Genomic DNA, 12253 nt, shown 5'->3' on the forward strand with positions numbered 1-12253 from the left:
GAGAAGACGCATGGCCGACATCCCCGCCCAGACCGAGCTCAAGGTCACCACCGGCCCGATCCGCGGATCGAAGAAGATCCATGTGGGCCCGCTCGGCGTCGCGATGCGCGAAATCCATCTCGAACCCAGCTCGGGCGAGCCCCCCCTGCGCGTCTATGACTGCTCGGGCCCCTATACCGACCCGCAAGCCCGCATCGACATCATGGCCGGCCTCCCCGAACTCCGCTCGGCCTGGATCCGCGCCCGCGGCGATGTCGAGGAGGTCGCCCAGCGCGAGGTCCGCCCCGAGGATAACGGCCAGCTCGGCCCCGACCGGTCCGGCGGCGTCCAGCCCTTCCCCAATGTCCGCAAGCGCGTGCTGCGCGCAAAGCCCGGCGCCAATGTCAGCCAGATGCACTATGCGCGCCGCGGCATCATCACCCCCGAGATGGAATATGTCGCCGTCCGCGAAAATCTCGGACGCGAGCAAATGGCGCACCTGCGCGACGGCCAGGATTTCGGCGCGTCGATCCCCGATTATGTCACCCCCGAATTCGTCCGCGACGAGGTCGCCAGGGGCCGCGCGATCATCCCCAACAACATCAACCATCCCGAATCCGAGCCGATGGCGATCGGCCGCAACTTCCTCGTCAAGATCAACGCCAATATCGGCAACTCAGCCGTCGCCTCGGACGTCGCCGCCGAAGTCGACAAGATGGTCTGGTCGATCCGCTGGGGCGCCGACACCGTGATGGACCTCTCGACCGGCCGCAACATCCACGACACCCGCGAATGGATCCTGCGCAACTCCCCCGTGCCCATCGGCACCGTCCCCATCTACCAGGCGCTCGAAAAGGTCGGCGGCGTCGCCGAGGAGCTGAGCTGGGAAATCTATCGCGACACGCTGATCGAGCAGGCCGAACAGGGCGTCGATTATTTCACCATCCATGCCGGCGTCCGCCTGCCCTATATCCCGATGACCGCGAAGCGCGTCACCGGCATCGTCAGCCGCGGCGGATCGATCATGGCCAAATGGTGCCTCAGCCACCACAAGGAGAGCTTCCTCTACACCCGCTTCGAGGAGATCTGCGAGATCATGAAGGCGTACGACATCGCCTTCAGCCTCGGCGACGGCCTGCGCCCCGGCTCGATCGCCGACGCCAATGACGAAGCCCAGTTCAGCGAGCTCGCCACCCTGGGCGAACTCACCCAGATCGCCTGGAAGCACGACGTCCAGGTGATGATCGAGGGCCCCGGTCATGTGCCGATGCACAAGATCAAGGCGAACATGGACAAGCAGCTCGAAGCCTGCGGCGAGGCCCCCTTCTACACGCTCGGGCCCCTCACCACCGATATCGCCCCCGGCTACGACCATATCACCAGCGCGATCGGCGCCGCGATGATCGGCTGGTTCGGCACCGCGATGCTCTGCTACGTGACGCCGAAGGAGCATCTCGGCCTCCCCGACCGCGACGACGTCAAGGTCGGCGTCGTCACCTACAAGCTGGCCGCCCACGCCGCCGACCTGGCAAAGGGCCACCCCGCCGCCAAGCTCCGCGACGACGCGCTGAGCCGCGCCAGGTTCGAATTCCGCTGGCGCGACCAGTTCAACCTCTCCTTGGACCCCGACACCGCCGAGCAATATCACGATCAGACCCTGCCGGCGGAGGGCGCCAAGACCGCCCATTTCTGCTCGATGTGCGGGCCGAAGTTCTGCTCGATGAAGATCACCGCGGAAGTGCGCGAATTCGCCGCGAAGCAGAACCAGAGCGCCGAGGTGTTCATCGCGGCGGGCGAGGCGGACTTGTCAGCCGAAGCCTTGGCGCAGGCTGAAGAAGGCATGGCCGCGATGAGCAAGGTGTTCAAGGAAACCGGGAGCGAGTTGTATATGGGCGCCGGCGGGCGCGAGCGTGATTGAACAAGGAGACTCTGGCGGGGCTCCGTCTCCAAGCAGACTTTAGGTCGTTAAGCGAGCTTGTTGGCCGGTAAGTACGCCTCACCGGTCTCGTCCGCGTGCCGCCAAAGCGTTGCAAGCAGCTCAGGCAATGTTTCACCGCCGGAGAGCACACGCATAAGATGCGTGCCATCGATGCATATAAACTTCAGCGATCCTTTGCCATTCAGCGCTTTAAGTGCATCAGGCGAGTAGCCATTAATGGAAATATAGACCCCTCTAGTATCAGCGGTTTTCCCATCGATTTTGAAAATGAACGCGCCAAATTCTAAACCGGCGATAGGCTTCTTTACCCACTTCGCTTCCACAAGATTGGTCCGTGAGCGCCATGAAAACGACCCGTCGATTTGTTCTCCGATCAGTCGGAACGACTTTCTCGGATCGAGATTCTCAAACTCAAACAAGTCATTGAGGAAGGATTCGAGAAGATACCCGCGGGCTTGAGCATTGCCCTCTGTCGAGAGATTCATAAACCGCTCTCGTAGCGCATCTCGTTCGGACTGCGATTTTGCGAGAGCCGCTGATCGACGGCGATCCTGTTCAGATCGTTGATGGGTGCGTCGGTCCTCTTCCTCCTGTCTTGCGCGCTGGCGGGTTTCGGCGTCGGATTCCCGCTTCGCTTTCAAAGGTAGTGTCTCAGTTTCAAATTAGGGCCGAGGGCTAACCCTTCAATCCGAGCCTTGGCCTTCCTTCACGCGTGGGCTTCTCTTCCGTTGGAAGGGGCGTAGCGGGCGGCATGGGATCAGTAGCAGGCATCCCGTCCATCGGAAGCGCCTGTTGTGCCACAGGGATGATGCTCGGATCGAAGGTGCTTAGCGAGGCGATCCAGTCGCGCGTATCGGGGCAAACCCACCCCGCCACCTCCAAGATGGTTTCGTGATCCCGGACGAGGTCACGGTGGATAATTCGGCAATGATGCGCGACCCGATTGCGCAAACGGCGGATCGAGTTGAGGGCGCCTTGGACTGCCTTGCGCTCTGTGCCCTTTGGCCGATGCGGGAAGGCGCGCCAAAGGCACTTTCTCCAAATCTCAGTCTCGTTTTTCGGGCCTAGGACGCCAACCCAAAAACCGAACCGAAGGTTCGCGATCACGTCACCATGGGTGTAGTCGCGGGGCTGCCCATCTTCCTCAGACACATCGCTCAGTGCGTTATAAACATCCTGGCACTGCGCATGCTGCAGTTTGATAGTCTTCAGGTCGGTCCACTCTTGACCAAAAGTAGTCCTAAATTGCTCATCAATGGAATTACGCACCGTAACTTCTAAGCCCTGAAGTGGTCCATAGAAGTCGGCGCAAAGTCTCGTATTGACTTCGTACAATCTTATAGCTGTTTCAACATTCCCTTCCGCCATGGCGAGATAGGGCCCCAACCTGTCGTCGGTGACAGTGCGTCGAATAGCGGCAAGCTTGTCGGGAGCGTAGCTGAAATTCACTTGATTTTTACGCTTTCGAGCCTACATAGGCGCCATATGCCCCGGACTCGCCTCTCAACGATGCGGCCGGGGCCACCCCCTCAGACTGACTGTTTCGAGCGCGCCTTGTAAGGCCCGCGCAGCTTGGGCGCTGGCGCCATTGCGTCCATCTTAGCGACAATATCGTCAAACCCCCACAGCGTATCCGTAATCCCAGCCGCCATAGCGGGTGTGACCTTCAGTGTTTTGTGAATACGACAAAAGTTGTAAAACACAAAATACAGCGCCAGCGCGTGAATATGGTTGTCGAGCTTCTTTGAGAATGCGTTCGTCAGACGAGTAAAGCGGCGCATCGACATACGCATAGTGAGGTTTTGGCGCTCGACATAGCTGGTAGAGACGTGGGCAATATCCGGGTTGCCCTCGCGGCGGACCTTCTTGGCCCCGATGCACTCAGCGGGGCTGTAGCGGCCCGGCGCGGCAATCGTGGGGCCGTAGAGTTTCACAAGCTGCGCGTAGTCCACGTCGGCGCCGAACGCGCCCTCAACGGCTTCAAGATAGGCGCGGTGTCCGTCAGTGGTGAGTTGCACGCGATTGGCGAGACGGGCACGCAGATCGTCCATAAGCACCATCGCGCTTTCGCCCGAACGGTCGCCGACATAGTAGCTCACGATCAGCTTGGTATCGGCATCAATCGCGGTCCAAGTCCAAACGTCGCCAGCGCCGTCAGGGGCCGCTTTCGCGGTCGCGACATTCTTTTGCTTGGCATGGCAGAACGACCAGATTTCGTCGCACTGGATGCGGCTCGCCTTCACGTTGCGGACCGTGTCGTCATGCAGGATCAGTGCCGCCTCTCCGGCCTCCACAAGCAGCTTGCTCACCGTGTTGATGCTCACGTCCGTAATGCGGCTGATCGAACGCATGGAGCTACCCTCGCACAGCATGGCGAGGATTTGAGTGCGCTTGGCGAGAGGGAGCTTGTTCATACCCATTGAATATGAACTTTTATGCTTAGTGTCAAGCATTCACTGTTTGGCTCTTTACCCAATCTTAACTTGACATCCGGCATAAAACTATCATAGTGATAGGTAATGGCCAATCCTGATTCGGGCAAGGTAGTTGTCCAATTCCGTCCCCTGCCGTCACAACTTCTGGCAATGGTCCAGTCGGCGGCGGCGGAATCGAGAAACGTGAGCTTCGGCTCACACGCCTTGGATCGGATGGAGGAGCGAGGCATCACAACGTTGGATGCGCTTCGCGTTCTTCGGTCGGGAGAAATCAAAGGAGGTATTGAGGCAGGACAGAATGCCGGAGAGTGGAAATGCAAAATTATCAAACAGATCAAGGGGACACGAGAGGTCGGCGTAATCACAATAGTGATGAAAACAGGCCGCCTTTTTGTAAAGACAGTGGAGTGGGAAGATATATGAACCGCGAAGACTTCTACCTATCAGGTGAAGACGTCCGCGAGCCGATCCGTTACCGCGCCTGCGGACTGGACGGGATTTACCTTCACAATGGCTACCGCGTTGAAGAGCATGACGGAGAAGAGCATATTGCCGTGACCGACGTGGATGGGTTGCATAACGCCATTGGCAGGCACCTTGTCATTCACAGAAAAGGCCTCTCTCCAAAGGAGGTCCGATTTCTCAGAAATACGATGAACCTCACGCAAGCCGAAATGGCCGAACGCCTTGGCAACAATGCTCAGTCTGTTGCGCGATGGGAGAAAGGCGAGACGGAAATGCCTGGGACGGCCGAAAAGCTGTTGCGGGCTGTGTTTCTGGCGTCGCTGATGAGCGATAGCGAGTTGGTTCAATTGCGAGATTTCTTGGTGAGCCGTCTTAACGAGTTGGACCAGATCGACGAATCTGCCGACACTCCAGCAGAGTTCCAATTCTGCGAACATTGGAGCGAGCGCGAGAAGATTGCAGCATAACGTAGCGGCGGCGCGACGAACCGTGCCGCCGCTATTTGCTCCACCGCTTAGCTGCTGCGGCCTTCGCAATCTCACTCCTACGTTCCGGGGTCATGCCCTCGGCACGCGCCTTTCCGCCCTTGCGACCCATCTCAGCCGCCGCACTGGACAGCCTTTCGTCCCGCTCGTCCTCGATCTCGCCGGTAGCGATGCGACCGATCATCACGGCTAGGCCAATGGCGTCGGCGGGGCGCTTCTCGCCATTAGGACCCTTGGGCATTCAGCACCTTTAGAGCTGCATTCACGGCACGCGCAGAGTTGTCCACGTCAGCGCGCAAATAGTCGATCAGTGCCCTATTGCCGGTCGCCGACGCCGCGTCGTGCCGGCTCTTTGCGCGCTCATAGCTGTCGAACGCCCTTATCCAATCTTGGATCGGACCAACGTCTAGGATCATCGTTGCCTCCATGCTTTCCGCTAAGCATATAGGAGAGCGGCCCGGCTGGCGACAGGGATCAGCGGCTAATTTGAAACTGAGACACTACCCTTTCAAACCATCGATTGCGTCCTTTGCTGCTAGCGTCGCGTCTGAAAAGTTTCCGCCGATAAGCGCCGTCACAATCGCAGCGACGGCGCGATCACCGCCCTCCCCTGCTGCGCTGAGGTCAGCGAGAATCTCTTGCACAACGAAGCGCTTTGGAGCGCGGCTGTATTCGCGATGGATCGCAGCAGACGCCTTATCATCCGCGCGCTTGCGTGCGCTGTCCAACGTCGTGCGCGCGACACCAGATCGAAGCAAAAAGGCGTCGAGTGCGTTATGATACTTAAAGCACTCACTGAGCGCGTCCTCGACATATCCTAGTATGGCGGCGTCGAATGGCATTCAGAATTATCCCCTTTTTGCCAATCTGGGGACCGTCGTCCCAATACTCAATATTTGTCGCCCTAGTGACGGTGAGTGACGGTGACAGGTGCAATAACCCCTAGTCCCATCCGCATCGCCGCCGTCGCCAGCAAGGCCGCCGCACCAAGTCAGCGCGATATAACTTCAGTGCACGATTTCGCGTAACGGAGTTGCCGTGGTAATCACCTCAGATGGACGGGGACGGCGATGATGGGGCGGTGGCAACGCTCCAAGCGCAGATTGAAGAACTGTACGCGCTTGTCGCTCCGCAGATGGGAGCCGCGAGAGAGCGCCTTAGATCTGGAGAAACACGCTTAGTCCACTACACGACGGCTTCGAACGTCTTGAACATTCTGCAAAGCGGCGAGATTTGGCTTCGCAACGTGCGTTGCATGAATGACTATTCCGAAGTCGGGCACGGCGTCGATGCGGTAATCCAAGCCATTGGCGGAGAGAGCAACGAAAGGCGAGACCGTCTTCTGACGGCTTTTAACCGTCTGGCGCCGGGAGAAGCGCTCGGTGGTATACAAGCGATCGAGCCGTGGCTTCAGACTCTTAGGACCCATACATTTATTGGCTGTTTCTCGGAGCACGATCCAGAAGAAGATCATCTCGGTCGCCTGTCACTATGGCGCGCCTATGGCCGGGGCACCTCGGGTATAGCGCTCGTTCTAAATTCCGCTCCATTCATGGCAGAGACGGACGAACTCAAGGCTTATTCGACACCGGCTATATACCTGCATCCCGAAGACATAAGTAAGAGCTTCGATGATTCTATCGACAGGCTTAACGAACTTGAAACATGGAGATTTGACCTTCCACAAGGGACAATAGCCAATTTCGTTTTCTTCTGGTTACTTACATTATTTACAAGTCTAAAGCATCCTGGCTTCCGCGAAGAACGTGAGTGGAGGATCGTGTATTCACCTCGACTACGAAGCTCTACAACGATAAAGAAACAGTTGGTGTCAGTGAACTCGATTCCTCAGGAAATACATAAGATCCCCCTGATAAATGATCCGACAAATGGCTTATTTGGTGCCGACCCGGACTCACTCATACATCGCGTTATTATTGGGCCCACTGAATATCCAATAGCCATCGTCGACGCCATTATTGAGGCGTTGCATGACGCGGGGGTCTCCGAGCCAGAGGCGAGAATTGTTATTTCTGATATACCGTTGAGAGGTTAGTTTTAGGCCGCTGCTCCCAACGCCCCTCCTCCAACGCCCAAATCTGCGCGTCCGATGCCGCTTTCGCCGCGTCGTACTCGAGACATCGCCGCGCCAAGTCTTCCCCCAAAAAACCCCTTTCCTATTTGGATTCCCCCTGCTCCAAGCTCGTAGATGAGCAAGCGATCAGACCCCGCAGCCTTCGCGCGCGCCGCTGGTGCCGCCGAGCCCGCCACCCTCGCCGAGCCGGCGCCCGCGCCCGATCCCGCGCCGCCCGAAAGCGTCAATGCGCTCACCGTGCAGGAAGACCCCGCCCCGCCCCCCGAACCCTATGACCCCGCCGACTATCGCTGGGTCCCCGTCCGCCGCAGGCCGCGGCTCGATGGCTGGACCGAGGAGAAGCAGCGCCGCTTCATCGAGACGCTCGCCGATACCGGGCTCGTCAATGTCGCGGCGCGGGCGGTCGGGATGACGCGGGAGGGCGCCTATGCGCTGGATTACGGTGACAGTTTACTAAATGCACCAAACCTAAGCACCCCTCACCGATAAACCTCCCGCCGATGCGCCACGCGCACCACCAGGATCAGCACGCGCTCATCCTCGATCCGCGCCACCACCCGGTAGTCCCCGATCCGCCAGCGCCAATATCCCGCATGCTCCCCAACCAGCGCGCTGCCCAGCGTGCGCGGGTCGTCGAGCACCGCGATCCGCTCCTCCAGCGTCCTGATGATCCGCGCCGTCACCGCTCGGTCGAGCTTCTTCAGTTCCTTCGCCGCCTCGGGCAGGAACTCAATCCTCCAGGCCAAGCTCGGCCTTCAGATCGGCAAGCGGGATCGCGTCGCCGTCGCGGAAATCGCGCAGCCGCTCCTCGGCGAGGTAAAAATCCTCGAGATCGTCGAGATGCGCCACGATCGCTTCGCGCGCATAGAAGGTCTTGGTTCGCCCCGTCCGCGCCGCCAGCGCCTCCAGCCGCGCCTCGGTTTCCACATCGAGCCTGACCGCGAGCATCGCATATCTCCTTCGCTATACATGTATAGCAACGGCATCGTTGGCGCAAGCATATGGAAGGCAAAAAAACCTTTCCTATTTGGATTTCGCCTGCTCCAAGCTCGTCAATGAGCAAGCGATCAGACCCCGCAGCCATCGCGCGCGCCGCTGGTGCCGCCGATCCCGTCACCTTCGTCGGACCGGTGCCCGAGCCGCTCCCCGAAAGCACCGGCACGCTCCTCCCGGCGGCGTCCAGCGCCACGCTCCCCGCCCCCGCTCTCGACGCCAACGGCTTCGATCCCGACGAATTCGAATGGCGCCCGGTTCCCCGCCGCCCGCGCGCCGATGGCTGGACGCCCGAGGTCCAGCGCGCCTTTGTCGAGGCGCTCGCCGATACCGGCATGGTCGAATCCGCCGCGCAGGCGGTGAACATGTCGGTCCAGAGCGCCTATCGCCTGCGCCACGCGCCCGGCGGGGAGGGTCTCGCCCGCGCCTGGGACGCCGCGCTCGCTTATGCCGCCAATCGGCTTGCCGATATCGCCTTTCAGCGCGCGATCGAGGGGGTCGATATCCCCGTCTTCGATCGCGACGGATGCCGCATCGGCTCGAAGCGCAGCTATAATGACCGCCTGCTGATGTTCCTGCTGCGCGCCTATCGCCCGGATCGCTTTCGCCTCGCCCATCTCGACACGCGCGCTGCCGACGAGCCGGCCCCGCCGCCCGCACCTGAACTCGCCACGGCGCTGGCCGCGCTGATGCCCGTCACGCCCGCCGATCCGCACTTGCTGATGCCGCCCGAACGGCTCGAAGCGCTGGCCGACGGCGCCCGGGCCCGGGCCGAGGCTTATGACATCTATCCCGATCTGGACCGCGAGACCTATCAGCGCCGCATGATCGAGGAGGATCATCCCGTCGCGCATACGCGCCGCCGCCTGCGCCATGCCCGTGCGCGTGATCGCAATGAGGCCGATCGCGCCCTGCTGGCCGAGCTCGACGGTGAAACCCAGGGTGACGCATGACGCCGCACTGGCCTAACTTTTGCCTAACCTTCCGCGATCCCTCTCGCCGCTCAATCTGCTACACCCTCACCCCATGCGCTCCCGCAACCCCCTCTACGTCATGGCCAAGCCCCCGCCTGAGGCGCAGGCGGCGATCGCCGCCCTCCCCCGCAACGATCCCTCGCGCGGTCCCGAGCTCCTCCACGTCACCCTGCTCACCTTGTTCGATCTCCACCACGCCCCACCCGAATGGCTGCCCCAGGTCATCGCCGCGCTCGACACGCTCGACGCTCCGGCCTTCCCCCTCGCCTTCGACCGGATCGAGAACCGCAAATGCGTCACGCTGCGCACCCGCGATCCGCTCGCCCAGGCCCGCGCCTTCCAGGCCGCGCTGGTCCGCCACCTGCTCGAGCGCAAGGCCCCGATGATGCTCGGCACCACGCCCGAGCCGCACCTCACGATCAACTATCGCGGCGATCGGCTGCGCGCCCAGAAGATCGCGCCGATCGGCTGGACGGTGACGGAAATCCTGCTGATGGAAAGCGTGGTGGGCAAGACCACCCATGTCGAACATGGCCGATGGCGCCTCCGCGCGGCCTAGAGCGTATCGACATTCAACCTTCTTTCCTCCCTCGCTCGCAGAGCGGGGGAGGTGGCAGCGAAGCTGACGGAGGGGGCTCACCCCTATCGTCGCGCCCAGGGTGGGTGGTGAAGCCCCCTCCACCACCCACCTTCGCTCCGCTACGGCGGGCGGTCCCCCTCCCCCGCGGGTGCCCTGCGGGGGAGGAATCAACGTCGAATGTCGATACGGCCTAGGCCCCGGCGCGTCCGATTTATCTCCCGCCGACAACATGATAGAATGGCCACGCGGCCCCGGCAGCCCTCGCCCCGGCCCGCCGCGCAAGGGAGAGCCCCCATGCCCCGCCTGCTCCGCCACCTCCTCCTCGCCGCCGCCCTCCTCGCCCCCGCCGCGGCGCACGCGCAGGACGCGCCGGCCGCCGACGGCCAGATCGTCGTCACCGGTGTGCGCCCGGACAAGGCGGCGATCCAGAGCTTCGTCGATGCGACGGTCCCGCGCCTGCCCGGCCAGGACCAGCTCGCGCGCTTCCACTGGGCGATCTGCCCGGTCGCGGCGGGCATGCTCCCCGAACAGGCCGCCGCGGTCGCGAAGCGCATCCGCTCGGTCGCGCGCGCGGCGCATATCGATGTCGCGGACGAGGGCTGCGCCCCCAATCTCTTCGTCATCGTCACCTCGGACAAGCCGGGCTTCCTCGCCGCGCTCGCGAAAAGCCGCCCCGAATATTTCGGGGGCCTGTCGCGCGAGCAGCGCCGCGCGCTCGCCGATCCCGCCAACCCCGTCGCCGCCTGGCATCTGGCCGGCGCGCCGCTCGACGCCGCCGGCCAGCCGCTCGACTATGACGCGGACGGGGGCTTCTACGTCAACCGCACCACGCGCCCGCCCAGCCGCATCGCCTTCGCGGCCCGCCCGCAATTCGCCGCCGCGATCGTGGTGATCGATGCGCGCGCGCTCGACGGCCTCACCACGATCCAGCTCGCCGATTATGCCGCGATGCGCACCCTGGTCGCGAGCGATCCCGCCAGACTCGGCGATACTCCCGCGCCCACCATCCTGCGCATCATCGGCGCCCCGATGGGCAGCGAAATCCCGCTCACCCTCACCAGCTGGGATCTGGGCGTGCTCAAATCCTTCTATGCGAGCGATCCGAAAGTATCGGCCGCCTCGCAGCGCTCCGACGTCCGGCGGCGGCTGGCATCCGAGCTGGGCGGCGAAGGCGCGCGGAACTAACCTATCGATCGTCATCCCGGCGAAAGCCGGGACCCAGAGCCAAGCAGTGCATCGCTTGTGACCCTGGGTCCCGGCCTTCGCCGGGATGACGGTGCCACAGCTTGACTTGACCGGAACAAATATAGAACATGCCGCGCGAGCCAGTCGCCGGAGCCCCGCCATGTCCGATCATTGCCCCGATTTCGATTTCCAGCAGGGAAGCTGGCGCGTGAGGCATCGCCGGCTCCGGGCGCGGCTGGCGGGCTGCACCGATTGGGATGAATTCGACGGCACCTGCGAGCAGCGGCCCGTGCTCGGCGGCAACGGCAATATCGAGGATAATCTGCTGCACCTGCCCGGCGGCAGCTATCGCGCGGTGGCGCTGCGCGCGTTCGATCCGGCCAGCCGCCGCTGGGCGATCTGGTGGCTCGATGACCGCGCGCCGCACGCGCTCGAAATCCCCGTGACCGGCGGGTTCGAGGGGGGTGTCGGCACCTTCCTCGCCGATGACGTGCTCGATGGCCGTCCGATCCGCATCCGCTTGCTCTGGCTCGCCACCGATACCGATACGCCGCGCTGGGAACAGGCCTTCTCGGCGGATGGCGGCCAGAGCTGGGAGACCAACTGGACGATGGACTTCATGCGCGCCTGAGTGCGGGGTGCGACGCGCTGCCCTGGCGACAACTTCCCCAACTTCCGCTGGACCGCTAGCATCTGCCCATGCCCCAATCCCTCGCCCATATCGCCCTGGTCGTCCGCGATTATGACGAGGCCATCGCCTTCTATGTCGGCACGCTCGGCTTCACGCTGGTGGCGGACGAATATCAGCCCGAGCAGGACAAGCGCTGGGTGCTGATCCGCCCGCCGGGCGCACCCGAAAGCGCGACGACGATCCTCCTCGCCCGCGCCGCCACGCCCGAACAGGAGCGCTTCATCGGCGATCAGGCGGGCGGCCGCGTCTTCCTCTTCCTGCGCACCGACGATTTCGACCGCGATTACGCCGCCTATGCCAGGGCCGGGATCGAATTCGTCCGCCCGCCGGCCGTGGCGCCCTATGGCAAGGTCGCGGTCTTTCTCGACCTGTACGGCAATCGCTGGGACCTGATCGAGTTCAGCGACGGCCGGGAATGACCAGGATGGATCC

At 62.3% G+C, this 12253-nt stretch carries 17 protein-coding genes; 10 read left to right on the forward strand and 7 right to left on the reverse strand.

What is annotated here, in order from left to right; translation table 11 throughout:
* Nucleotides 1-10 precede the first annotated feature (10 nt).
* Nucleotides 11-1897 carry a phosphomethylpyrimidine synthase ThiC gene (gene thiC / locus OF829_RS04825; RefSeq protein ID WP_264938845.1) on the forward strand — a complete coding sequence of 629 codons (1887 nt, stop codon included), beginning with the start codon at nt 11-13 and terminating at the stop codon, nt 1895-1897.
* Nucleotides 1898-1944: 47 nt separating this feature from the next.
* On the opposite strand, the gene OF829_RS04830 is transcribed toward thiC, so the two are convergent.
* The 3 genes from OF829_RS04830 to OF829_RS04840 form a co-directional block, all read right to left on the reverse strand.
* Nucleotides 1945-2559: a hypothetical protein gene (locus OF829_RS04830; RefSeq protein WP_264938846.1), complete on the reverse strand. Its 615-nt coding sequence runs from the start codon at nt 2557-2559 to the stop codon at nt 1945-1947.
* A gap of 34 nt (nt 2560-2593) precedes the next feature.
* Nucleotides 2594-3367 (reverse strand): hypothetical protein, encoded by a 774-nt coding sequence (locus OF829_RS04835; RefSeq protein ID WP_264938847.1) that lies wholly within the window; start codon nt 3365-3367, stop codon nt 2594-2596.
* An 80-nt stretch (nt 3368-3447) separates the two neighbouring features.
* Nucleotides 3448-4332, reverse strand: a complete 885-nt coding sequence (locus OF829_RS04840; RefSeq protein ID WP_264938848.1) for an IS1 family transposase — start codon at nt 4330-4332, stop codon at nt 3448-3450.
* Nucleotides 4333-4437: 105 nt separating this feature from the next.
* Here OF829_RS04840 and OF829_RS04845 point away from each other — a divergent pair, with 105 nt between their 5' ends.
* Entirely contained in the window at nt 4438-4776 is a 339-nt protein-coding gene (locus OF829_RS04845) for a DUF4258 domain-containing protein (RefSeq protein WP_264938849.1), read from the forward strand.
* Entirely contained in the window at nt 4773-5285 is a 513-nt protein-coding gene (locus tag OF829_RS04850; RefSeq protein ID WP_264938850.1) for a helix-turn-helix domain-containing protein, read from the forward strand. The genes OF829_RS04845 and OF829_RS04850 overlap by 4 nt, the downstream gene beginning before the upstream one ends.
* Before the next feature lie 31 nt (nt 5286-5316).
* Here OF829_RS04850 and OF829_RS04855 read toward each other — a convergent pair whose 3' ends face one another.
* On the reverse strand, nt 5317-5544 hold the full coding sequence (locus tag OF829_RS04855) for a hypothetical protein (protein ID WP_264938851.1): 228 nt from the start codon (nt 5542-5544) through the stop codon (nt 5317-5319).
* Between the two features lie 259 nt (nt 5545-5803).
* Nucleotides 5804-6145, reverse strand: coding sequence for a hypothetical protein (locus OF829_RS04860; RefSeq protein ID WP_264938852.1), 342 nt, complete (start codon nt 6143-6145; stop codon nt 5804-5806).
* A 212-nt stretch (nt 6146-6357) separates the two neighbouring features.
* Between OF829_RS04860 and OF829_RS04865 the strand changes: the two genes are divergently transcribed.
* Nucleotides 6358-7359, forward strand: coding sequence for a DUF2971 domain-containing protein (locus OF829_RS04865; RefSeq protein ID WP_264938853.1), 1002 nt, complete (start codon nt 6358-6360; stop codon nt 7357-7359).
* 153 nt (nt 7360-7512) lie between these two features.
* On the forward strand, nt 7513-7887 hold the full coding sequence (locus OF829_RS04870) for a hypothetical protein (protein ID WP_264938854.1): 375 nt from the start codon (nt 7513-7515) through the stop codon (nt 7885-7887).
* Here OF829_RS04870 and OF829_RS04875 read toward each other — a convergent pair.
* On the reverse strand, nt 7878-8144 hold the full coding sequence (locus OF829_RS04875) for a type II toxin-antitoxin system RelE family toxin (protein ID WP_264938855.1): 267 nt from the start codon (nt 8142-8144) through the stop codon (nt 7878-7880). The genes OF829_RS04870 and OF829_RS04875 overlap by 10 nt on opposite strands.
* Nucleotides 8128-8346 carry a type II toxin-antitoxin system RelB family antitoxin gene (gene relB / locus OF829_RS04880; protein ID WP_264938856.1) on the reverse strand — a complete coding sequence of 73 codons (219 nt, stop codon included), beginning with the start codon at nt 8344-8346 and terminating at the stop codon, nt 8128-8130. The genes OF829_RS04875 and relB overlap by 17 nt, the downstream gene beginning before the upstream one ends.
* A gap of 107 nt (nt 8347-8453) precedes the next feature.
* Here relB and OF829_RS04885 point away from each other — a divergent pair, with 107 nt between their 5' ends.
* The 5 genes from OF829_RS04885 to OF829_RS04905 all read left to right on the forward strand — a co-directional run bounded on the left by OF829_RS04885 (nt 8454) and on the right by OF829_RS04905 (nt 12240).
* Complete coding sequence (locus OF829_RS04885) at nt 8454-9344, forward strand: hypothetical protein (RefSeq protein WP_264938857.1); 891 nt, start codon at nt 8454-8456, stop codon at nt 9342-9344.
* A gap of 73 nt (nt 9345-9417) precedes the next feature.
* Nucleotides 9418-9924, forward strand: a complete 507-nt coding sequence (locus tag OF829_RS04890) for a 2'-5' RNA ligase family protein (RefSeq protein WP_264938858.1) — start codon at nt 9418-9420, stop codon at nt 9922-9924.
* A gap of 315 nt (nt 9925-10239) precedes the next feature.
* Entirely contained in the window at nt 10240-11130 is an 891-nt protein-coding gene (locus tag OF829_RS04895; protein WP_264938859.1) for a hypothetical protein, read from the forward strand.
* A 160-nt stretch (nt 11131-11290) separates the two neighbouring features.
* Nucleotides 11291-11761: a DUF1579 domain-containing protein gene (locus tag OF829_RS04900; RefSeq protein WP_264938860.1), complete on the forward strand. Its 471-nt coding sequence runs from the start codon at nt 11291-11293 to the stop codon at nt 11759-11761.
* 68 nt (nt 11762-11829) lie between these two features.
* Nucleotides 11830-12240, forward strand: a complete 411-nt coding sequence (locus tag OF829_RS04905) for a VOC family protein (RefSeq protein WP_264938861.1) — start codon at nt 11830-11832, stop codon at nt 12238-12240.
* Nucleotides 12241-12253: the final 13 nt, after the last annotated feature.

Origin of the sequence: Sphingomonas caeni, assembly GCF_026013415.1 — a bacterium.
GTDB classification, from domain to species: Bacteria; Pseudomonadota; Alphaproteobacteria; order Sphingomonadales; family Sphingomonadaceae; genus Sphingomonas; species Sphingomonas caeni.